Below are 21,712 nucleotides of genomic sequence, written 5' to 3'. Positions count from 1 at the left end.
CCCGCATCCGAGCGGCAATCAGGTCGTTGGCACCTATGTGCACTCATACGACCCTTCGTCTCGGAACCCGTACCAGCACCAGATCCCCGGCATGCGTCCGTCGCACGACGGCTCGGCGGATCACCACGGCTCGGCAACGCCCATCTACGACGCGCTGTACTCCGAGTACCGGCGGTCCTTCCGGGCGCTGCCCGGCGACCGTACGGATGAGGCGGACCTCGCCTTCACGGCCTTCGGCCGCCAGCAGGGAAGCACCGGGTACCCCGGTCACTCCGGGCGCTCCGGGTTCTGGGAGCCGTTCGGGCGGGTGCCGGTGAACGGGCAGCCCGCGCTGCCGCCCGCCCCACGGGACGGACGGGGGCGCGGGCGATAGTCGCCCGCGCCCCCGGGCGCTCCGGTCCGCCCTCTCCCGATTCTTCGGGCTACTGCTTGCGGCCGCGCTTCTCGCGCACTCGCACGGAGATGTGGATCGGGGTGCCCTCGAAGCCGAACTCCTCGCGCAGCCGGCGCTCGACGAACCGCCGGTAGCCGGCCTCCAGGAAGCCGGAGGCGAAGAGGACGAACCGCGGCGGCCGGACGCCCGCCTGCGTCCCGAAGAGGATGCGGGGCTGCTTGCCGCCGCGGATCGGGTGCGGGTGGGAGGCCACGATCTCACCGAGGAAGGCGTTGAGCCGCCCGGTCGGCACCCGCGTCTCCCAGCCCGCCAGGGCCGTCTCGATCGCCGGGACGAGCTTCTCCATGTGGCGGCCGGTGAGCGCCGAGACGTTCACCCGCATCGCCCACGGGATCTGCACCAGGTCGCGCTCGATCTCGCGCTCCAGGTAGTAGCGGCGCTCCTCGTCGAGGGTGTCCCACTTGTTGTAGGCGATGACGAGCGCGCGGCCCGCGTCGACGGCCATCGTGATGATCCGCTGGTCCTGCACGCTGATGGACTCGGAGGCGTCGATCAGGACGACCGCGACCTCCGCCTTCTCGACGGCGGCGGCGGTGCGCAGCGAGGCGTAGTAGTCGGCGCCCTCCTGGAGGTGGACGCGGCGCCGGATGCCGGCGGTGTCCACGAACTTCCAGGTCTTGCCGCCCAGCTCGATCATCTCGTCGACCGGGTCGCGGGTGGTGCCGGCCTGCTCGTTGACGACGACCCGCTCCTCGCGCGCCACCTTGTTCAGGAGCGAGGACTTGCCGACGTTCGGGCGGCCGATGAGCGCGATGCGGCGCGGCCCGCCGAGGGCGGTGCCGAAGGTCTGCGCGGGCGCCTCGGGCAGCGCCGCCAGCACGGCGTCGAGCATGTCGCCGGTGCCGCGGCCGTGCAGCGCCGAGACGGGGTGGGGCTCGCCCAGGCCGAGCGACCAGAGCATGGCCGCGTCGGCCTCGGAGGACGGGCCGTCGACCTTGTTGGCGCAGAGCACCACGGGCTTCCCGGCCCGGCGCAGCAGCTTGACGACGGCCTCGTCGGTGTCGGTCGCGCCGACCGTGGCGTCGACGACGAAGACCACCGCGTCGGCGGCCTCGATGGCGAACTCGGCCTGCGCGGCCACCGACGCGTCGATGCCGAGGACGTCCTGCTCCCAGCCGCCGGTGTCGACGACCTTGAAGCGGCTGCCCGCCCACTCGGCCTCGTAGGTGACGCGGTCGCGGGTGACGCCGGGCTTGTCCTCGACGACCGCCTCACGGCGGCCGATGATGCGGTTCACCAGGGTCGACTTGCCGACATTGGGGCGGCCGACGACGGCGAGCACGGGCAGCGGGCCGTGCCCGGCCGCCGCCAGCTCGCTGTCGATGTCCTCCGGGTCGAAGCCTTCCTGCGCGGCGAGCTCCATGAACTCCGTGTACTCGGCGTCGCCAAGCTCACCATGCTCGTCGCCGGAGTGGATCTGGTCGTTCATGAAGTCCGTTCCTCGTTCATCATCGATGGGCCACGACTGCGGCCCACTACTCAAGTCTCGGTCAGCGGCCCGTGAGCCGCTTGGCGGCGGCCAGATGCGCTCCCAGCCGGGCCTGTACGCGCACGGTCGCCGCGTCCAGCGCCGTACGGGTGCGCTTCCCGCTGCCGTCGCCCGCCTCGAACGGGTCACCGAAGACCACGTCGACGCGGGTCCGCAGCGGCGGCAGCCCGGATATCAGGCGCCCCTGCCGCTCGACGCTGCCGAGCACCGCCACCGGTACGATCGGGGCCCCCGACCGCAGCGCGAAGTAGGAGAGCCCGGCGCGCAGCGACGCGAAGTCGCCCTCGCCCCGGCTGCCCTCCGGGAAGATCCCCAGCACCCCGCCGCCGGCGAGCACGTCGAGCGCGCCGGTGACCGCGGTGCGGTCGGCGCTGCCGCGGTCCACCTTGACCTGCCCGATGGCGCGCAGGAACGGGTCGAGCGGGCCGACGAACGCCTCCCGCTTGATCAGGAAGTGCACCGGCCGCGGCGCGGTGCCCATCACCATCGGGCCGTCGACGTTGTGGGAGTGGTTGACCGCCATGATCACCGGGCCCGCGGCGGGCACCCGCCAGGAGCCCAGGACGCGCGGCTTCCACAGCCCGTACATCAGGCCGATGCCGATGCGGCGGCCGACGGCGGCGCCGGAGGCGGGGTCGGTCACGCGGTCCGCTTCTCCTCGATGAGGGTGACCACGCACTCGATGACCTGATTCAGCGTCAGCTCGGTGGTGTCCACCTCGACGGCGTCGTCCGCCTTGGCCAGCGGGGAGGTCTTGCGGCCCGAGTCGGCGGCGTCCCGCTTGACGAGCGCCGCCTGGGTCGCGGCCAGGTCCGAGCTCTCCTTGCCGACCAGCTCGCCGCTGCGGCGCGAGGCGCGCGCCTCGGCGGAGGCGGTCAGGAAGACCTTGAGGTCGGCGTCGGGCAGCACGGTGGTGCCGATGTCCCGGCCCTCCACCACGATGCCGTGCGGGGCCTCGGCGGCGATGGCCCGCTGGAGCTCGGTCAGCCGGGCCCGTACCTCCGGGACGGCGCTGACCGCGCTCACCGAGGAGGTGACCTCCTTGGTGCGGATGGGGCCGGCCGCGTCCTGGCCGTCGACGGTGATCGTCGGCGCGGCCGGGTCGGTGCCGGAGACCAGCGACGGCTTGTCGGCGGCGTCGGCCACGGCCGCGGCGTCGCGCACGTCGATGCCGTTGTTCAGCATCCACCAGGTGATCGCCCGGTACTGGGCGCCGGTGTCGAGGTAGCTCAGCCCGAGCTTGGCCGCCACGGCCTTCGACGTGCTGGACTTGCCCGTACCGGAGGGGCCGTCGATGCCGACAATGACTGCGGCCGGGGCGGTCCGGGCGGCGGTTTCCACGGTGACAGACACCTTCCTTGTGCACGGGGCGGGGTTCGCGGGCCGGGGGCCTGATCGCGCGGGCTCGAAAATCGGGCCCCGGTCAAGGTTACTGGCTTGTGCGACCGGTCCGTACAGCAACTGCCACCGCCATCGCGCGCGGGGTGCCGGCGCGCCCGGCTACTGCCGCAGCGACCAGCCCCGTTCGCGCAGGGCGGCGGTCAGCGCCGGTACCGCCTGCGGCTCCACCATCAGCTGGATGAGACCCGCCTGCTGCCCGTTGGCGTGCTCAATGCGGACGTCCTCGATGTTGACGGCGGCCCGGCCGGCGTCGGCGAAGATACGGGCCAGCTCGCCCGGCTGGTCGCCGATGAGGACCCTGACCGTCTCGTAGACGGCGGGGGCCGCGCCGTGCTTGCCCGGCACCCGGACGCGGCCCGCGTTGCCGCGGCGCAGCACATCGTCGATGCCCGCGGTGCCCTCGGCCCGCTGCCCGTCGTCGGCGGACTGGAGCGCGCGCAGCGACCGTACGGTCTCGTCCAGGTCGGCGGCGACGGCCGCGAGGACGTCCGCGACCGGGCCGGGGTTGGCGGCGAGGATGTCGATCCACATCCGGGGGTCGGAGGCCGCGATCCGGGTCACGTCGCGGATGCCCTGGCCGCACAGGCGCACGGCGGTGTCGTCGGCGTCCCGCAGCCGGGCCGCGACCATGCTGGAGAGCAGTTGCGGGGTGTGCGAGACGAGGGCGACGGCGCGGTCGTGGGCGTCGGCGTCCATGACGATGGGGACGGCGCGGCAGAGCGCGACGAGTTCGAGGGCGAGGTTGAGCACCTCGGTGTCGCTGTCCCGGGTGGGGGTGAGCACCCACGGCCGGCCCTCGAAGAGGTCGGCGGTGGCGGCGAGCGGCCCGGAGGACTCGCGGCCGGCCATCGGGTGGGTGCCGATATAGCGGCTGAGGTCGCAGCCGAGGGCCTGGAGGTCGCGGCGCGGGCCTGCCTTGACGCTGGCCACGTCGACGTAGCCGCGGGCGAGGCCGCGGCGCATGGCGTCGGCGAGCGTCGGGGCGACGTGCGCGGGCGGCACGGCGACCAGGGCGAGGTCGACGGTGGACTCGGGCTCCTCGGCGTACCCGGCGCCGAGGGCCGCGGCCGTACGGGCCTGGGCGGGGTCGTGGTCGACGAGGTGGACCCGGACGCCGCGGGCCGCGAGCACGAGGGCGGCGGAGGTGCCGATCAGGCCGGTGCCGATGACGAGCGCGGTTCTCACTGGGCGATGTCCTTGCGCAGGGCGCCCGCGGCGCCGAGGTAGACGTGCGAGATCTCGGACCGCGCGGTGTCCGTCTCGACGTGCGCGAGGATGCGCACGACACGCGGCATGGCCCCGGCGACCTCCAGCTCCTGCGCGCAGATCAGCGGTACGTCCGTGATGCCGAGCATCCGGGCGGCGGCGGCCGGGAAGTCGCTGTGCAGATCGGGGGTGGCGGTGAACCAGACGCTGATCAGGTCGTCCGGCCCGAGGCTGTTGCGCTCCAGGATCGCGGTGAGCAGCGCCGACACCTGCTCGTGCATGTGCCCGGCCTCGTCCCGCTCCAGCTGGACGGCTCCGCGGACCGCTCGTACCGCCACGTCATCGCTCCCTGTGTCCGCCCGGTGGCCTCGATGGCCTTGCTGCGCTCTCAAGCCTATCCAGTGGCCGGGCGGGCACCGGCACGGTGTCCAACCGCGCGCGAATCGGCCGGGCGCCGTCCGCGTCAGCCTCCGGGACGGGGCCCCGTCCGGTAGAACCGTGTGCATGATCTTCCATGTGGTGCCCCTGGACGACTGGCTCACCGCCCCGGACCGCCCCTACGCCCCGGCCTCGCTCGACGCCGAGGGGTTTGTGCACTGCTCGCCGGACGAGGACATCGCGCTCACCGTCGCCTCGGCGTTCTACCGCGAGGCGGTCGGGCCCCTGATGGTGCTGCTGATCGACGAGCACAAGCTGGACGTCATGGTCCGCTGGGAGGACGCGGCGGGCGCGCCGCCGCCGGGCGTCTCGCCGGGGACGCTGTTCCCGCACGTCTACGGCCGCATCAACCGCACGGCGGTCCAGGGGATGATGGAGGTGCGGCGCGACGGCGCCGGGCGGGCCACCGAGCTCGCGGTGTGGTCCTGAGCGGCGCGCACGCCGGCCCCGAGCCGGGCGGCACGCTCCCGCGCCGCGCGTCCGCGCCGAAATTCGGCGGCCTCCGGGCGGGCCTCCGTGGCACCATCCGGTCATGGTGGAATCTCCCGAAAACGCTGGTCACGCCCTTGTCCGCGACCACACCATCTATGACTGCGTGATGGGCTCGCGGGCGTTCGGGCTGGCGACGGAGGGCAGCGACACCGATCGACGCGGGGTCTTCGTCGCGCCGACGCCGATGTTCTGGCGGTTCGACAAGCCGCCGACGCACGTGGACGGCCCGGACGCCGAACAGTTCTCCTGGGAGATCGAGCGGTTCTGCGAACTCGCGCTGCGCGCCAATCCCAACGTCCTGGAGTGCCTGCACTCCCCGCTCGTGGGCCGCCTCGACACGACCGGCCGCGAACTGCTCGCCCTGCGCTCCGCGTTCCTCTCCCGCCGCGCGCACCAGTCCTTCACCGGTTACGCGCTCAGCCAGCGCAGGAAGCTCGACGCCGACGCCCGCACGCACGGCGCCCCGCGCTGGAAGCACGCCATGCACCTGCTGCGGCTGCTGACGTCCGCCCGCGACCTGCTGCGCACCGGCACGCTCACCGTGGACGTGGGGGAACAGCGCGAGCCGCTGCTGGCGGTCAGGCGCGGCGAGCTCACCTGGTCCGCCGTGGAGACCTGGATGACCCGTCTGCGCGACGAGGCCGACGCCGCGGCCGTACGCAGCCCCCTGCCGCCCGAACCGGACCGCGCCCGCGTCGAGGACTTCCTGGTCCGGGTGCGGCGCGCTTCCGCCCAGCCGCCGGCCCCGGCCCCGGTCGGCGCCTCGGCGCCGTAGGCCGGCGCGCGGACGGTGTCCCGGGCGGCCTTGCGCCCGTAGCCGGTCGCGTCGACGGTCGCCTTGACCGGCCCGGAGGGCGCCGCCGCCCGGCATGGACATGCGGGCACCCCCAGGCCCCGGGCCCGCCGCGGGTCACCGGGGTGCGACCGCTTACGCGCGTACGAGGCGTGCGGCGCGTCGCAGCCTTCGCGGGCGCACGGGCGGCTACGGGCCTCCGGGCCGTACACAGGCGCACCCGCCCACCCGGACGGGGAGGGCGGGTGCGCGGAGCGTCGGGGCGGGCCTACAGCTCGACCTCGCGCATCAGCATGCCGACCTCGGTGTTGGTCATCCGGCGCAGCCAGCCGGACTTCTGGTCGCCGAGGGCGATCGGGCCGAAGTGGGTGCGTACGAGCTTCTCGACCGGGAAGCCGGCCTCGGAGAGCATCCGGCGCACGATGTGCTTGCGGCCCTCGTGGAGGGTGACCTCGACGAGGTAGTTCTTGCCGACGTTGTCCACGATCCGGAAGTGGTCGGCGCGTGCGTAGCCGTCCTCCAGCTCGATGCCGTCCTTGAGCCGCTTGCCGAGGTCGCGCGGGAGCGGGCCCTGGATCGCGGCGAGGTAGGTCTTCTTGACGCCGTACCGGGGGTGGGTGAGGCGGTGGGCCAGCTCGCCGTGGTTGGTGAGCAGGATGATGCCCTCGGTCTCGGTGTCGAGGCGGCCGACGTGGAACAGCCGCGTCTCGCGGTTGGTCACGTAGTCGCCGAGGCACTGCCGGCCGTCGGGGTCCTCCATGGTGGAGACGACGCCGGCGGGCTTGTTGAGCGCGAAGAAGAGGTACGACTGGGTGGCCACGGTCAGGCCGTCGACCTTGATCTCGTCCTTCTGGGGGTCGACGCGCATCCCCTGCTCCAGGACAATCTCGCCGTTCACCTCGACGCGGGCCTGGTCGATCAGCTCCTCGCAGGCGCGCCGCGAGCCCATGCCGGCCCGGGCGAGGACCTTCTGGAGCCGCTCGCCCTCTTCCTCGGTGGTCTTGGGCGTCTTGATCTGCGGCTTGTTGCTGTAACGCTCGCGGTTGCGCTCCTCGATCTTGGCGTCGAGCTCGCGGGAGCGGGCGGGCACGGGCTTGCGCCCGCGGTTTCCGGTCGGCTTGTTGCTCGGCTTGGACCGCTCCACGCCGCCGGGCCTGTTCGCCCCCGACTGGCCCGTGGTGCCCACGTCGTAGCGGCGCTCCTCGGGCCGGGGGGAGTTCGGGCGCTTGTTCTCGTCGCGCTTGCCTCCGCCCGCACCGCGTGGGTTCCGGTTGCCGCTGTTCCTGTCGCTGCTTCGCATCAAGGTTCCGTTGTCGAGTGGGTATGGTCTGCATCGTCCGGTGCATCCGGGTCGAACGACGGAACCCCCTCGCGGGAGTCCGCCTCGACGGCGTCCGCCTCCGGCAGGAACGGGGCGAGCTCAGGCAGCTCGTCCAGGCCGCGCAGACCCATCCGCTCCAAGAAGTAGTTCGTCGTCCTGTACAGGATCGCACCTGTTTCGGGTTCCGTGCCCGCCTCCCGCACCAGACCGCGCTGCAGGAGGGTCCGCATCACGCCGTCGCAGTTCACCCCGCGTACGGCCGAGACCCGGGAACGGCTGACCGGCTGACGGTACGCGACCACGGCCAGCGTCTCCAGCGCGGCCTGCGTAAGCCGGGCCTGCTGGCCGTCCAGGACGAAGCTCTCGACGGCGTCCGCGTACGCGGCACGCGTGTAGAACCGCCAGCCGCCGGCGATCAGCCGCAGGTCGAAGCCGCGCCCCTGGTCGGTGTACTCGCCGGACAGGGCGTGCAGCGCGTCCGAGATCTCGCGGCGGGGGCGCTGGAGGACCTTGGCGAGGTGCTCCTCGGTGACGGGCTCGTCCACGACCATGAGCACGGCCTCCAGCGCGGGCCGCAGGTCGAGCCGGGCGACGGTGGTGAGGCCGACGGGGCTGTCGTCCCCGCCCGGGGCCGGGGGCTCGCCGCCCTCCGGGAGCTGGATCTCGTACGCGTCATCCGTCCCGTACGCAGCCGCCTGCGCCGTCGGCTCATCGCGCGGCTTCACGGTGTCTCCTCCACGGCGCTCTCCTCGTCGCTGTCGTCGTCGCTGCCGTCGCTGTCACTGCCGTCGTCGCTGCCGTCGAACTCGTCCGCCACCAGGACCGGCCCCTCCCCCGGCGCCTCACCGGTCCACCGGACCGTCAGCGAGCCCAGCGCCTCCTCCTGGTCGAGGGCGACCACCCGCTCCCTGTACAGCTCCAGCAGCGCGAGGAAGCGGGCGACGACGGTGAGGGTGTCGGGGGCGTCCTCGGCGAGCTGCGCGAAGCTCGCCTCGCCCGCCGCCCGCAGCCGGGCGATCACCACGTCCGCCTGCTCGCGCACGCTGACCAGCGGCGCGTGGATGTGGTCGACGTACACCTCCGGCTTCGCCTTGGGCCGCATCGCCCGCACCGCGAGCTCGGCGAAGCCCTCCGCGCCGATGCTGATGACCACCTCGGGCAGCAGCTCGGCGTGGTGCGGCTCCAGCCCGACCGTACGGGGCCGGCGGCGCGCCTCCTCCTGGAGCCGGTCGCCGAAGATGTCCGCGATCCGCTTGTAGGCGCGGTACTGGAGCAGCCGCGCGAACAGCAGGTCCCGCGCCTCCAGCAGGGCGAGGTCCGCCTCGTCCTCGACCTCGGCGGCCGGCAGCAGCCGGGCGGCCTTGAGGTCGAGCAGGGTCGCGGCGACGACCAGGAACTCGGTGGTCTGGTCGAGGTCCCAGTCGGCGCCCATGGCCCGGATGTGCGCCATGAACTCGTCGGTGACGCGGGAGAGCGCGACCTCGGTCACATCCATCTTGTGCTTCGAGATCAGCTGGAGGAGAAGGTCGAAGGGGCCTTCGAAGTTGTCCAGGCGGACGGTGAAGCGCCGGTCACCGGCGGCGTCTGCCTTCTCGGTCTCCACTGCGGCCTGCGCTACGGGCTCCACGGCGCCGTCCGCGGCGGCATCGGGACCGCCGGGGCCGGCAGGACCGTCCTCGGCGCCGGGCCCGGCGCCGTCGCGCGGCTCAGGAGAAGCCGGCCCCGGCCCGCGCCCCAGCGTTCGGCGGGGCGGTGCGGCCGGGGCGGCGGAGCCGGTGGCGTCGTCGGTCGGGGGCATCGTGGTCCATCGGGCGGTTGCGGGCGGGGGCGCGACGGACGTACGGGCCCGGCAGCAGACGGGCAGGCTACCGCCCCCGGCGGTCAGCGACCGCGCAATCGGCGCACCAGGATGCTCGCGTCGCCCCGCGACTCCAGATCGGCGAGGACGACCGCGACGGCCTCCCGCACGATACGGCCGCGGTCGACGGCGAGGCCGTGCTCGCCGCGCAGCACCAGCCGGGCGTGCTCCAGGTCCATGAGCTCCTCGGCGGAGACATACACCGTGATCTTCTCGTCGTGGCGCTCGCGGCCGCTCGGGCGGCGGTTGGCGGCCCGGGCCCGGCGGCGCGCCGCCGCGGTGGAGCCCTGCTCGGACTGCGGCTGGCGGCCCTTGGGGCGTTCCTGCGCGGTGGCGGGCGCAGGGGCCGCACGGCGCTCGGCGGACGCCTCCTGGCCCGCACCCTGCGCGGCGGCGGCGTCGCGCCCGCCGTGCTCGGGCTCGGCGGCGCCCTGCCGGGCAGGGCGGTCCCCGTCCCCGGCGCCACTCGCGGGCTCGGGCTGCGCGGGGGCGCCGGGCTCGGCGGCCGGTGCCGGCACCCGCGGCGGCTGCTCGCCGTTCGCGGGCCTGCGCGGCGACGAGGACTGGAGCGCCGTGCCCCCGGTGGTGCGGAACAGTTCATCGGCGCCGGGCAGACTCACGCGGCGTGACACCGGGCGAGCACCTCCCTGGCGAGCTGTCGGTAGGCGGCCGCGCCGACGGAGTTGGACGCGTACGTGGTGATCGGCTCGCCCGCGACCGTGGTCTCGGGGAACCGGACGGTGCGGCCGATGACCGTGTGGTAGACGTGCTCGTCGAACGCCTCGACCACACGGGCGAGCACCTCGCGGCTGTGCACGGTCCGCGAGTCGTACATGGTGGCGAGGATGCCGTCGAGCTCCAGGTCGGGGTTGAGCCGCTCCTGGACCTTCTCGATGGTCTCGGTGAGCAGCGCGACGCCGCGCAGTGCGAAGAACTCGCACTCCAGCGGCACGATGACCTTGTGGGCGGCGGTGAGCGCGTTGACGGTGAGCAGGCCCAGCGAGGGCTGGCAGTCGATGACGATGTAGTCGTAGTCCGCCATGAGCGGCTTGAGGGCCCGCTGGAGCGTGGACTCGCGCGCGACCTCGCTGACCAACTGCACTTCAGCGGCTGACAAATCGATATTGCTGGGCAGCAGGTCCATATTGGGCACGGCCGTCTTCAGGAGCACCTCATCGGCCGCCATGCCCCGCTCCATGAGCAGGTTGTAGACGGTGAGGTCGAGCTCCATCGGGTTGACGCCGAGGCCGACGGAGAGGGCGCCCTGCGGGTCGAAGTCGACGAGCAGCACCCGGCGTCCGTACTCCGCGAGCGCGGCTCCCAGGTTGATGGTCGAGGTGGTCTTGCCGACCCCGCCCTTCTGGTTGCACATCGCGATGATCTTCGCGGGTCCGTGGTCGGCCAGCGGTCCCGGGATCGGGAAGTACGGGAGCGGACGGCCGGTGGGGCCGACACGCTCCCGGCGCTGTCGAGCTGCGTCGGGGGCTAGCGTGGCTGCGTACTCCGGGTCGGGCTCGTACTCGGCATCGGGATCGTAGAAGTGCCCCTTGGGGACTTCCTCGTAGTCGGCGAGACGGGCGGAGTCCGTGCCGCCGTGGTCGCCGGCCATGGCGTTCACGTGGGGGCCATCCATGCTCTGGTGGGCTGTGGTCGTGCTCTGCGCTTCGAAGGTGTGGACAGCGACGGAGCCGACAGCCTGGAGCCCCGAGGCGCTCTGGCCCTGTGCAGGCATTCCTGGTTGACCACCCCCGGGAGCAAATGTCGACTCATTCACAAGTCGTCCTACCTCCTTGGTGACCAGGAAACATCTCGATAGGTCAGCGTGGCACCATGCCGACGGTGGCCGACTCTATGGCGTGTCGGCCTTCCGCAGCAACACAATCCGCCGGAGACGGCACGATGTGTCGGCAATCGAACACCCCTCTGTCAAGGGTGTACGGAGCGCGGTCCGGAGGTTTCGCGGGTGGGTGAAACGGCCCGGCCGGACCTCGTTCGGCAAGGTCCGGCCGGGCGCGTCACGTTGACCGGTGGCGGTCGCGCGTCAGCCGAGGAGCGCGCTCAGTTCCACGTGCGGCAGGCCGTGCGCCTCGGCGACGGAGGCGTAAGTGACCTGGCCCTCGTGGGTGTTGAGGCCCTTGGCCAGGGCGGCGTCCCGGCTCAGCGCCTCGCGCCAGCCGCGGTTCGCCACCTCCACGATGTAGGGCAGCGTGGCGTTGGTGAGGGCGTGGGTGGAGGTGTGCGGGACCGCGCCCGGCATGTTCGCGACACAGTAGAAGACCGAGCCGTGGACCGGGAAGGTCGGCTCGGCGTGCGTGGTCGGCTTCGAGTCCTCGAAGCAGCCGCCCTGGTCGATCGCAATGTCGACAAGGACACTTCCGGGCTTCATCCGGGACACCAGCTCGTTGGTGACCAGCTTCGGGGCCTTGGCGCCGGGGATGAGCACCGCGCCGATCACCAGGTCGGCGTCGAGGACGGCCTTCTCCAGCTCGAAGGCGTTGGAGGCGATCGTCTGCACCTTGGTGCCGAAGACCTTGTCGGCCTCGCGCAGCTTGTTGATGTCCTTGTCGAGCAGTGTGACGTGGAAGCCCATGCCGACGGCGATCTGCGCGGCGTTCCAGCCGGAGACGCCGCCGCCGATGACGACCGCCTTGCCGGCCGCGACGCCGGGGACGCCGCCCGGCAGCACGCCGCGGCCGCCGGCCGCGCGCATCAGGTGATACGCGCCGACCTGCGGGGCGAGCCGGCCCGCGACCTCGGACATCGGGGCGAGCAGCGGCAGCTGGCGGCCCGCGGTCTCGACGGTCTCGTAGGCAATGGCGGTGGTGCCGGACCCCAGCAGCGCGTCCGTGCACTCCTTGGAGGCGGCGAGGTGGAGGTAGGTGAAGAGGGTCTGGCCCTTGCGGAGCCGGTGGTACTCCTCCGCGATCGGCTCCTTGACCTTCAACAGCAGGTCGGCGATGGCCCAGACCTCGTCGGCGGTGTCCAGGATGTCCGCGCCCGCGACGGTGTACTCCGCGTCGGTGATGGAGGAGCCGACACCGGCGTTCCGCTCCACGTAGACCTGGTGGCCGTGGCGCACCAGCTCATGCACGCCGGCGGGGGTGATGGCCACGCGGAACTCGTTGTTCTTGACCTCGCGGGGGATGCCGACCTTCACGTCGATCACGGTCCTTGTATCGGAGAATGACAGGCTAATCCGGATATGCCACGGCACACCAGAGCAGACCGCGGCGTCCGCGGCGCGGCCAGTCTAATGAAGGATCTCGTGGTGTCTAGCCTTGCAAAGCACTAATCTTCTCTGGATGAGCTACTGATTTCGTAGGTCGAGAACGGTTCCGCGCCTTCCGCTTCCCCCACAGGACCCACCGGGGCGCCGAGCAGCTCCTCCGCGGCGGCCCGGTGCACCCCCGCCGCGGCCCGGTCGCCGAGCCGCTCCAGGGTGTCCGCCAGCCTCAGCCGCACCGCCGCCTGCAAGCGGACGTCGCCCGCCTCGCGCGCGCACTCCAGCGCCTCCAGACAGGTCCGCAGCGCCTCCTGCGGCCGGCCCGCGTACTCCTGCACCCGGGCCGTCTCGCTGAGCGCCCGCGCGTGCCCGGGCAGATCCCGCAGCCTGCGGCAAGCGGCCGCCGCGGCACGCCAGTTGCGCAGCGCGTCGCCCCAGCGCCCGGCATACGTGTGCACCGCGCCGAGCCGTCCGTACAGCCGCGCCTCGTCGGCGAGTTCGCCCCGGGTCAGCCGCAGCTCCAGCGCCCGCCCGTACCAGTCGGCGGCCCGCTGCCAGTCGCCCATCTCGTGGTACGAGGCGGCGATGGACTCCAGCGAACGGCCGGTGGCGTACGGGTCCGCGGCCTCCCGCGCCGCCACCAGCGCCTCCCGGTAGCGGACCAGGGCGCCCTCGGTGCGCTTCGCGCGCGCGTCCAGGTCGCCCAGGTTCAGCAGTGCGGCGGCCTTCTCCATGGGCATCCGGCGGCGCCCCGCGACGTCCAGGACCAGTTGGTGGAGGCCGTAGAGGTCCGGCGCGGCCTGCTCCGCGCCCTGATGGGCGGTCAGCGCCCGCGCGAGCGCGGACACCAACCGCCGTGCCAGAGTGTCCAGTTGACCGTCGTACACCGCGAGCCGGGCCGCCGCGAGGAGCGCGGGCCGGCGCAGCCGCAGCCACCGCGCGGCCTCGTTCCCCGAGCCGAAGCGCAGCGCGCGGGGCACCTCGGCCAGCCTCCTGCGCGCCACGGAATCCACCGGCTCGGTGATCGCCCGGCAGGAGTGCAGCTGCCGTACGGTCCGCTCCAGCATCCGCGCCCGGGCCAGCTCCGCCTCCGCCGGACGCTCCTGCGCGGCGAGCAGCGTCCGCAGCATCGGGTGCAGGGAGCCGGGCACCTGGTACTGCGGCGGCACGGCGGAATCCTGGTCCGCGGCGGCCGGCGGGTCCGCCGGGTGCAGCAGCCCCTGGGCGACGAAGTCTTCGAGCGTGGACTGGGCCGCGGAGACCGAGCAGCCGGCGAGCGCCGAGGCGGTGTGGGCGTCGGCCAGCCCCGCCGGGGCGAGCGCGAGCAGCCGCAGTATCCGGGCGGCGGGCGACGGCAGCGACTCGTACGCGAGCCGGAAGGCGCGGGCCAGCGGGCGCCCGCCACTCTCCTGCCCCTCCTCCGCCGGCATCTCCCGCAGCCGGTTCACGACGTCCGCGACGGACGCCTTGGGGCGGGCCGCCAGCCAGCCGCCGACGAGGACCAGGGCGGCGGGCTGGCCGCCGCACTCCTCCACGACGGAATCCGCGGAGACCGGGTCGCAGGTGATGCGGGTCGAACCCGCGAACCGCCCGATCAGCTCCACGGCGGCGCCCTTGCCCAGCCCGCCCAGCGTGCACGGCCGCACGTCCGGGACGCCGGTGAGCGGCCCCTGCGAGACGGCCACGAGCAGGGAGTCCGGAGCGTCCGGGAGCAGCGCGTCGACCTGCTCGGCGCCGGCCGCGTCATCGAGCAGCAGCAGCACCCGCCGCTTGCCCAGAGCCGCCCGCAGCGCCTCGGACAGCTCGTCCTCGCCGGCGCCGGGCACGGGGCTCACACCGAGCGTGCCGAGCAGTTCGCGGGCGGCCCGCTCGACCGGTACGGGCTCGCCGCCGGGCTCCGTGAGCCGCGCCCGCAGCACCCCGTCCGGGTAGTCATCGGCCAGCCGCCGGGCCAGCTCCTCGGCCAGGGCGCTGCGCCCGGATCCGGGGCGGCCCGCGATGAGCAGCACCCGGCTGCGGGGCGTCTTGCGCCCGGAGATGGTGTCGAGCCCGGCTCTGCCGATGTCGGACCGCAGGGCCTTCAGCTCGCGCTGCCGCCCGTAGAAGGTGCGCGGGCCCGCCGCGGTGGCAGCGGCCGTACGACCCGCCGAGGGCGACCGCCGCGAGGCGACCCCCTGTTCCCCCACCGCCTGATCCGTCACGCGCCACGCTCCCGTCCACTTGCGCGTACGAGCCCGCCGCGGCTGCGAGCGGGAACTTCATGAGCGTAGTTCACCGGGCGCCACCGTTCCGGCAGCGCACGCCCCTCGGATCACTCAATCGGATCAGCGCACCGCGTCGCCTCCGGCTGGGGTCCGCCGACGGTACGGAGCGCCCCCAGCTCCGGCCCGGGGCGCGAACCCGCGCGCGCCGCCGCCACCGGGCGCGCCGAGGACCGCGCCCACCACTGGGCAACCGGTCCGGGCGGCACGGGCGCGTCGTGTGCCGCCGAGACGGCATGGCCACCGGCACCGACCCATGCACGCCCCGCCGCTTCCGGACCGCGCGGGCCGTGACCACCGCCCGACGACCGGCCCGGGCGCGTCGCGTGCCCGACGCCGACACCATCGGACCACCGGGCCCGCGCACGGCCGGATCTCGCCTCGGGCCACCGGCTTCGGGCGCGGGCCGAACCGCCAGACCCGGACCGCCCGGCGGCGGGCGCGACCAGCGCGGACCGGCCACCGGACCACGGGACCGCTTCGGGCCACCGGGTCTCGGGCCCGTAGCCGCCGCCCGGCGACAGGCGACGAGCGCGACCAGCGCGGGCCGGCCACCGAGTCACTGCTCCCCGCCCGTCGGCCGACGGGCGGGGGCGGCGCCGACCGCTACGCCTCGAACGGCCTCGCCGGCCACGGCGCGTCCGCCGGGCGGAGCGCGTCGAGGCCCCCGCCGTGCAGCGCGGCCTGGAGCGAGAGGACGCCCACCACCAGGCAGTTGTTGTGGAGGTCGCCGGCCAGGACGCCCTGGATCAGGTCGGTCAGCGGGATCCGGGCCAGTTCCATGTCGGCCTCCTCCTCGGAGACCTCGAAGCGCTCGCCCTCCACCTCCGAGACACCGCGGGCCAGGAAGATCCGTACGGCCTCGTCGCAGCCGCCGGGCGTGGTGTAGACGTCGCTGAGGACGCGCCAGTCCTCGGCCTTGACGTGGGCCTCCTCGTACAGCTCCCGCTGGGCGGCGTGCAGCGGGTTCTCGCCGGGGATGTCGAGGAGGCCGGCCGGGATCTCCCAGAGCTTGTGCCGCACCGGGTGCCGGTACTGGTTGAGGACCAGGACGCGCTGCTCGTCGTCGAGGGCGAGGACGGCGACCGAACCGGGGTGGACCTGATAGTCGCGCTTGACGGTGGCACCGTCCGGCATGACGACCTCGTCCGTGCGGACACTGGTCTTGTTCCCGACGAACGGCGTTGCGGTCGCGGTGACCTGCCACTCGGCGGCGGTGTCCTTGATACCCATGTACGTCCTCCTGAACAACGGAACCGGGGCACGGGCCGCGAAAGCCCGTACCCCGGTCCACCGTATCGGTCAGCCCTGCTGCCGCTTGACGGCCGCCTTCACCAGGCCCGCGAAGAGCGGGTGCGGCCGGGTCGGGCGGGAGCGCAGCTCCGGGTGCGCCTGGGTGGCGACCAGGTAGGGGTGCACGTCGCGCGGGTACTCGACGTACTCCACCAGCTTGTTGTCCGGGGAGGTGCCGGAGAACCGCAGCCCGGCCTTCTTCTCCAGGTCCGCTCGGTAGGAGTTGTTGACCTCGTAGCGGTGGCGGTGGCGCTCCTCCACGTACGGCTGGTCGTCGTAGGTCTCGCGCACGATGGAGCCCTCGGCGAGCTTCGCCGGGTACATGCCGAGCCGCATGGTGCCGCCCATGTCGCCCTCGCCGGCGACGATGTCGAGCTGCTCGGCCATGGTGGAGATGACCGGGTTGGCGGTGGCCGGGTCGAACTCGGTGGAGTTGGCGCCCTCGATGCCCGCCAGGTTGCGGGCCGCCTCGATGACCACGCACTGCAGACCCAGGCAGAGGCCGAGCAGCGGGATGCCGCGTTCACGGGCGAAGGTGATCGCGCCGACCTTGCCGTTGACGCCGCGGTCGCCGAAGCCGCCGGGGATGCAGACCGCGTCCACGTCGCCGAGCTGCTCCTGGGCGCCGGCCGGGGTGGTGCAGTCGTCCGAGGTGACCCACTTGATCTTCACGCGGGCCTGGTTGGCGAAGCCGCCGGCCCGGATCGCCTCGGTGACCGAGAGGTAGGCGTCCGGCAGGTCGATGTACTTGCCGACCAGCGCGACCTTGACCTCGTGCTTCGGCTCGTGGACCCGCTTGAGCAGATCGTCCCACTGGGTCCAGTCGACGTCCCGGAACGGCAGGTCGAGGCGGCGCACGACGTACGCGTCCAGGCCCTCGGTGTGCAGCACCTTCGGGATGTCGTAGATGGACGGGGCGTCCTTGCAGGCCACCACCGCGTCCTCGTCGACGTCGCACATCAGCGAGATCTTGCGCTTGATGGCGGTCGGCACGTCGCGGTCGGCGCGCAGCACGATGGCGTCCGGCTGGATGCCGATGTTGCGCAGGGCGGCGACCGAGTGCTGGGTCGGCTTGGTCTTCAGCTCACCGGACGGGCCGATGTACGGGAGCAGCGAGATGTGCACGACGAAGACGTTGTCGCGGCCGACCTCGTGGCGGGTCTGGCGCACGGCCTCCAGGAACGGCAGCGACTCGATGTCGCCGACGGTGCCGCCGACCTCGGTGATGACGACATCGACGTCGTCGGTCGCCATCCGTCGGACGCGGTGCTTGATCTCGTTGGTGATGTGCGGGATGACCTGCACCGTGTCGCCCAGGTACTCGCCGCGCCGCTCCTTGGCGATCACGGTGGAGTAGACCTGGCCGGTGGTGACGTTGGCGGACCCGTCGAGGTCGACGTCGAGGAAGCGCTCGTAGTGGCCGATGTCCAGGTCGGTCTCGGCGCCGTCGTTGGTGACGAAGACCTCGCCGTGCTGGAACGGGTTCATCGTGCCCGGGTCGACGTTCAGGTACGGGTCGAGCTTCTGCATCGTGACCCGCAGGCCCCGCGCCTTGAGCAGGGCGCCCAGGCTGGAGGCGGTGAGGCCCTTGCCGAGTGAGGAGGCGACACCCCCGGTGACGAAGAGGTGCTTGGTCGTCGTGGGCTTTGCGGCAATGGCCAAGAGGGGGCTCCCGTGGTCGCGAAGTGAAGTGCGGATCGGCGCCTGCCCGGTTTTTCGGGGGCTGCCGTCGCTGCGGTTCGGGGGTTCTGCTCCCACCGGTCCACGGGCTACCAGGGTATCAGCGACCGGGGCCGGTCGGTCCCGGCCACGCGGGATGAGCCCTGCGTAACGGCTTGGGGACCCCTGCGTAATGACAGTGGGACCCCTGTGTAGTGGCGAGGTCACAGGCCACCCATTCGGCTCAGGTTCCTGTGCGGACCGTCGCGCATCACACCAACTGGGCGTCGTATCCTGCACGGACACAGCAGCGAGCCGGCCGGCATGGCACTACCCCGCCCCTCCCCGGAACAAGAGCTCGTCGAAGATCGCTTGACCGCAAGAGAGCCCTTCGGGGCGACGTGGCCGTTCGACTGGAGATGCACGTGGCCGGGCGCATCGAGGATTACGCACTAATTGGCGATATGCAGACCGCCGCCCTCGTCTGCCGGGACGGGACAGCCGACTGGCTGTGCCTCCCTCGTTTCGACTCCCATGCCGTTTTCGCCGGACTCCTCGGCAACGACGAGCACGGCTTCTGGCGCATTGGGCCCACCCATGCGCCCGGGGCCACCCCACCGCGCGCCGACCGGCGCCGCTACAGAGGCGACTCTCTCGTACTGGAATCCGAGTGGGACACGCCGCGCGGCACGGTCCGCGTGATCGATTTCATGCCGCCGCGCGACGGCGCGCCACAGCTGATCCGGATCGTGGAGGGCGTCAGCGGACGGGTGCCGATGCGCTCGGCGCTGCGGATGCGCTTCTCCTACGGCCGGGTCGTGCCGTGGGTGCACACGGGCGCGGACGGCCGCACAGTGGCCGTCGCCGGTCCCGATTCGGTGTGGTTCGACACCGAGGCGGAGACCTACGGCAAGGACCTGACGACCTATGCGGACTTCACCGTCGCACCGGGCGAACGGGTCGCCTTCACCATCAGCTGGGAGCCCTCGCACAAGGAGCCCCCGGCGCTGCCCGAACCCGAGGGCGCGCTGGAGGCGACGGAGGATTTCTGGCGGGAGTGGGTGGAGCACTGTACGTACCACGGGCCCTACCGGGACGCCGTCGTACGTTCGCTCATCACCCTCAAGGCCCTCACCTATGCCCCGACCGGCGGCATCGTGGCGGCCCCCACCACCTCGCTGCCCGAGGACATCGGCGGCTCCCGCAACTGGGACTACCGCTTCACGTGGCTGCGGGACGCGGCGATCACGCTGTCCTCGCTGCTGCGCACGGGCTACCGCGAGGAGGCCCGCGCCTGGCGCGAGTGGCTGCTGCGGGCCGTGGCCGGCGACCCCGAGAACCTGCAGATCATGTACGGGATCGCGGGCGAGCGGGAGCTGGGCGAGGCCGAGCTGTCGTGGCTGCCCGGGTACGAGAACTCGGGGCCCGTCCGGATCGGCAACGGCGCGGCCGGCCAGCTCCAGCTGGACGTCTACGGCGAGGTCACCGAGGCGCTGCACCTGGCGCACATGACGGGGCTGGCCCGCAACGACTACGCGAGCGTGCTCCAGCTCAAGCTGATCCAGTACCTGGAGTCCCACTGGGACGAGCCCGACGAGGGCATCTGGGAGGTGCGCGGCCCGCGCCGGCACTTCGTGCACTCGAAGGTGATGGCCTGGGTGGCGGTCGACCGGACCATCAAGCTCATCGAATCGGGTGATGTGGACGGCCCGTTGGAGAAGTGGCGCGAGCTGCGCGACGACATCCACCGCGATGTGTGCGAGAAGGGGTACGACAAGGAGCGCAACACCTTCACCCAGTCGTACGGGTCCGCGGAGCTGGACGCGTCCTTGCTGCTCATCCCGCAGATGGGGTTCCTGCCGCCGGACGACAAGCGGGTGATCGGCACCATCGAGGCGATCCAGCGGGAGCTGTCCACGGAGGACGGCTTCGTGATGCGCTACCCGACGAGCGGTGACGACGCGGGCGTGGACGGGCTGGAGGGCGACGAAGGGGCGTTCCTGGCCTGTTCGTTCTGGCTCGCCGACGATCTGGCGATGATCGGCCGGGTGGACGAGGCGCGGAAGCTGTTCGAGAAGCTGCTCTCGCTCCGCAACGACCTCGGGCTGCTCGCCGAGGAGTGGGACTCCCGGCTCCAGCGCCAAGTGGGCAATTTCCCGCAGGCGTTCAGCCATGTTCCGCTGATCGACACGGCGCTCCGGCTCACCGCGTCGAGCGCGTTCGTAGGCTGAAGAACAGCGCGCAGGCGCTGACCGGAAGGACGAGCACGGCTGCGGCGGCGTTGAGGCCGCCGTAGCCGACGAGGGCCAAGAGGCCGCCGGAGAGCGCGCCGCCCGCCGCCCCGACGAGGTTCATGAGGGTGTCGGACACCCCTTGGACCTCGGAGCGGTGTTCGGCGTCGATGGACTCGGTGAGCAGCGTGGAGCCCGCGACCGTGGCGCACGACCAGCCGACGCCGAGCAGGAAGAGCCCGGCGGTGGTCGCCCAGCGGTTGCCGCCCGAGGTGCCCGCGAGGAGCGTCGCGAGGACGTAGACCGCCTGCCCGAGCAGGATCACGGGCACCCGGCCGAGCCGGTCGGCGGCCCATCCCACCAGCGGCGACAGCGCGTACATCCCGGCGATGTGCAGGCTGATCGTGAACCCGACGACGCTGAGCGACGCCCCGTGGTGGGCGAGGTGCACGGGCGTCATCGTCATCACCGACACCATCACCGCGTGGCCGACCACCAGCGCCGTCAGCCCGGTGAGGGCAGCCGGCCGGGTGGACACATGGCGTATGGCACCGCTCATACGGGCGAAAAACGCGGGCTGTGGTGCCACGGGCCCCGCGACCGCCGCCGCGTCCCGGCCCGCGGCCAGCAGCAGCGGGTCCGGGCGCAGCCGGAACCGGATGACCGCCCAGCCGGCGAGGAAGGCCGCCACGGAGAAGACGAAGGTGCCGGCGGCCTCCGGGATCGCGAGGACGCGGGCGACGGCCTCGCCGGGACCGCTCAGGTTGGGGCCGAGGACGCTGCCGACGGTCGTGGACCAGACGACGAGGGACAGCGAGCGGGCGCGGGTCGCGGAGGTGGCGAGGTCGGCGGCGGCGTAGCGGGACTGGAGGTTGGCGGCGGTGCCGGAGCCGACGAGCAGCATGCCCGCGAGCATCAGCGGGAACCAGCCGAGGCGGGCCGCGGCCAGGACGGTCAGCGCGCCCGCCGCGGCGATCAGCCAGCCGATGCCGAGCCCGGCCCGGCGGCCCCGCGCCCGGGAGAGGGCGGCGAGCGGTACGGACAGCACGGCCGCGCCGAGGGTGGTCATGGTGGTGGCGAGTCCGGCGGCGCCCTCGGAGCCGGTGAGGTGCTCGACGAGCAGGCCGCCCGAGGAGAGCATCGAGCCCATGCCGATGCCGGCGACCACTTGGGCCGACATGAGGACCTTGACCGTGCGCCGCTGGACGGCGGCGAGGTCGGGCGGGGCGGGTATGGAGCCCTTGGGCCGCTCCCCGGGCTCCCCTGCGTCTCGGGGCTTCCCTGCCTCTCGGGGCTCCCCGGGCTCTCCAGCCCCTTGGGGCTCCCCGGGCTCTCCAACCCCTTGGGGCTCTCCGGCCTCTCCCGCCTCCTCCGTCGGCGAGGTCCGTCGAGCGTCGGCGGGTACGGACCCCTGGGCCCCCTCGGACTCCCCGGGCCCTCCGGACTTCTCGGACGCCCCCGACTTCCCGATCGGGCGGAGCTGTTGGGCATCGGCGGCTTCAGTCATGCGGAACAGCGTATGGGCAGCACTGAGCATGTGTGACGGCCCTGGTCGGATGCCCTTTTCGTCCATGCCGAGTACCGTCTGTGACC

General features: G+C 72.8%; 19 protein-coding genes. 4 read left to right on the top strand and 15 right to left on the bottom strand.

Translation table 11 applies throughout. The features are described from left to right. Nucleotides 1–91 precede the first annotated feature (91 nt). The gene (locus tag AC07AB_RS22715) at nucleotides 92–373 is read left to right on the top strand and encodes a hypothetical protein (RefSeq protein ID WP_478569708.1); all 282 of its coding nucleotides are present in this window, start codon (nucleotides 92–94) and stop codon (nucleotides 371–373) included. A 49-nt stretch (nucleotides 374–422) separates the two neighbouring features. Here the strand turns inward: AC07AB_RS22715 and der are convergent, their stop codons facing one another. The 5 genes from der to aroH form a co-directional block, all read right to left on the bottom strand. Next, a complete protein-coding gene (gene der, locus AC07AB_RS22710; RefSeq protein WP_478569706.1) occupies nucleotides 423–1,883 on the bottom strand; it encodes a ribosome biogenesis GTPase Der in 1,461 nt (486 codons plus the stop codon). A 61-nt stretch (nucleotides 1,884–1,944) separates the two neighbouring features. After that, a complete protein-coding gene (locus AC07AB_RS22705) occupies nucleotides 1,945–2,622 on the bottom strand; it encodes a lysophospholipid acyltransferase family protein (protein ID WP_478569704.1) in 678 nt (225 codons plus the stop codon). Continuing rightward, nucleotides 2,583–3,296, bottom strand: coding sequence for a (d)CMP kinase (cmk, locus tag AC07AB_RS22700; protein ID WP_478569702.1), 714 nt, complete (start codon nucleotides 3,294–3,296; stop codon nucleotides 2,583–2,585). The genes AC07AB_RS22705 and cmk overlap by 40 nt, the downstream gene beginning before the upstream one ends. 147 nt (nucleotides 3,297–3,443) lie before the next feature. Further along, nucleotides 3,444–4,529, bottom strand: a complete 1,086-nt coding sequence (locus AC07AB_RS22695) for a prephenate dehydrogenase (RefSeq protein WP_478569700.1) — start codon at nucleotides 4,527–4,529, stop codon at nucleotides 3,444–3,446. Further along, nucleotides 4,526–4,888: a chorismate mutase gene (aroH, locus tag AC07AB_RS22690; RefSeq protein WP_478569698.1), complete on the bottom strand. Its 363-nt coding sequence runs from the start codon at nucleotides 4,886–4,888 to the stop codon at nucleotides 4,526–4,528. Before aroH ends, AC07AB_RS22695 begins: the two co-directional genes overlap by 4 nt. Before the next feature lie 166 nt (nucleotides 4,889–5,054). Here aroH and AC07AB_RS22685 point away from each other — a divergent pair, with 166 nt between their 5' ends. Together AC07AB_RS22685 and AC07AB_RS22680 are read left to right on the top strand one after the other, a co-directional pair. Next, nucleotides 5,055–5,417 (top strand): DUF952 domain-containing protein, encoded by a 363-nt coding sequence (locus tag AC07AB_RS22685; RefSeq protein ID WP_478569696.1) that lies wholly within the window; start codon nucleotides 5,055–5,057, stop codon nucleotides 5,415–5,417. Between the two features lie 103 nt (nucleotides 5,418–5,520). Next, nucleotides 5,521–6,255: a nucleotidyltransferase domain-containing protein gene (locus tag AC07AB_RS22680; protein WP_478569694.1), complete on the top strand. Its 735-nt coding sequence runs from the start codon at nucleotides 5,521–5,523 to the stop codon at nucleotides 6,253–6,255. Nucleotides 6,256–6,541: 286 nt separating this feature from the next. On the opposite strand, the gene AC07AB_RS22675 is transcribed toward AC07AB_RS22680, so the two are convergent. From AC07AB_RS22675 to AC07AB_RS22635, 9 genes are all read right to left on the bottom strand, one after another. Beyond that, entirely contained in the window at nucleotides 6,542–7,573 is a 1,032-nt protein-coding gene (locus AC07AB_RS22675) for a pseudouridine synthase (protein WP_478569692.1), read from the bottom strand. Next, on the bottom strand, nucleotides 7,573–8,256 hold the full coding sequence (gene scpB / locus AC07AB_RS22670; RefSeq protein ID WP_478570054.1) for an SMC-Scp complex subunit ScpB: 684 nt from the start codon (nucleotides 8,254–8,256) through the stop codon (nucleotides 7,573–7,575). Before scpB ends, AC07AB_RS22675 begins: the two co-directional genes overlap by 1 nt. A gap of 59 nt (nucleotides 8,257–8,315) precedes the next feature. Continuing rightward, nucleotides 8,316–9,392 (bottom strand): segregation and condensation protein A, encoded by a 1,077-nt coding sequence (locus AC07AB_RS22665; RefSeq protein WP_478569690.1) that lies wholly within the window; start codon nucleotides 9,390–9,392, stop codon nucleotides 8,316–8,318. Nucleotides 9,393–9,475: 83 nt separating this feature from the next. Beyond that, a complete protein-coding gene (locus AC07AB_RS22660; RefSeq protein ID WP_478569688.1) occupies nucleotides 9,476–10,084 on the bottom strand; it encodes a hypothetical protein in 609 nt (202 codons plus the stop codon). After that, nucleotides 10,069–11,184: a ParA family protein gene (locus AC07AB_RS22655; RefSeq protein ID WP_478569686.1), complete on the bottom strand. Its 1,116-nt coding sequence runs from the start codon at nucleotides 11,182–11,184 to the stop codon at nucleotides 10,069–10,071. The genes AC07AB_RS22660 and AC07AB_RS22655 overlap by 16 nt, the downstream gene beginning before the upstream one ends. Nucleotides 11,185–11,493: 309 nt before the next feature. Next, on the bottom strand, nucleotides 11,494–12,618 hold the full coding sequence (ald, locus tag AC07AB_RS22650; RefSeq protein ID WP_478569684.1) for an alanine dehydrogenase: 1,125 nt from the start codon (nucleotides 12,616–12,618) through the stop codon (nucleotides 11,494–11,496). 122 nt (nucleotides 12,619–12,740) lie between these two features. Continuing rightward, complete coding sequence (locus AC07AB_RS22645; RefSeq protein WP_478569683.1) at nucleotides 12,741–14,876, bottom strand: tetratricopeptide repeat protein; 2,136 nt, start codon at nucleotides 14,874–14,876, stop codon at nucleotides 12,741–12,743. 666 nt (nucleotides 14,877–15,542) lie between these two features. Next, on the bottom strand, nucleotides 15,543–16,169 hold the full coding sequence (locus AC07AB_RS22640; protein ID WP_478569681.1) for an NUDIX domain-containing protein: 627 nt from the start codon (nucleotides 16,167–16,169) through the stop codon (nucleotides 15,543–15,545). Between the two features lie 69 nt (nucleotides 16,170–16,238). Beyond that, on the bottom strand, nucleotides 16,239–17,891 hold the full coding sequence (locus AC07AB_RS22635; RefSeq protein ID WP_478569679.1) for a CTP synthase: 1,653 nt from the start codon (nucleotides 17,889–17,891) through the stop codon (nucleotides 16,239–16,241). A gap of 416 nt (nucleotides 17,892–18,307) precedes the next feature. On the opposite strand from AC07AB_RS22635, the gene AC07AB_RS22630 reads away from it, so the two are divergent. Further along, nucleotides 18,308–20,119: a glycoside hydrolase family 15 protein gene (locus AC07AB_RS22630; protein ID WP_478570052.1), complete on the top strand. Its 1,812-nt coding sequence runs from the start codon at nucleotides 18,308–18,310 to the stop codon at nucleotides 20,117–20,119. Here AC07AB_RS22630 and AC07AB_RS22625 read toward each other — a convergent pair. Then, on the bottom strand, nucleotides 20,091–21,626 hold the full coding sequence (locus AC07AB_RS22625; protein ID WP_478569678.1) for an MFS transporter: 1,536 nt from the start codon (nucleotides 21,624–21,626) through the stop codon (nucleotides 20,091–20,093). The two genes, AC07AB_RS22630 and AC07AB_RS22625, sit on opposite strands and share 29 nt — an antisense overlap. Nucleotides 21,627–21,712 lie beyond the last annotated feature (86 nt).

The sequence above is a fragment of the Streptomyces sp. NPDC044033 genome, from assembly GCF_056434425.1.
This window is presented reverse-complemented; position numbering and strand designations above follow the sequence as displayed.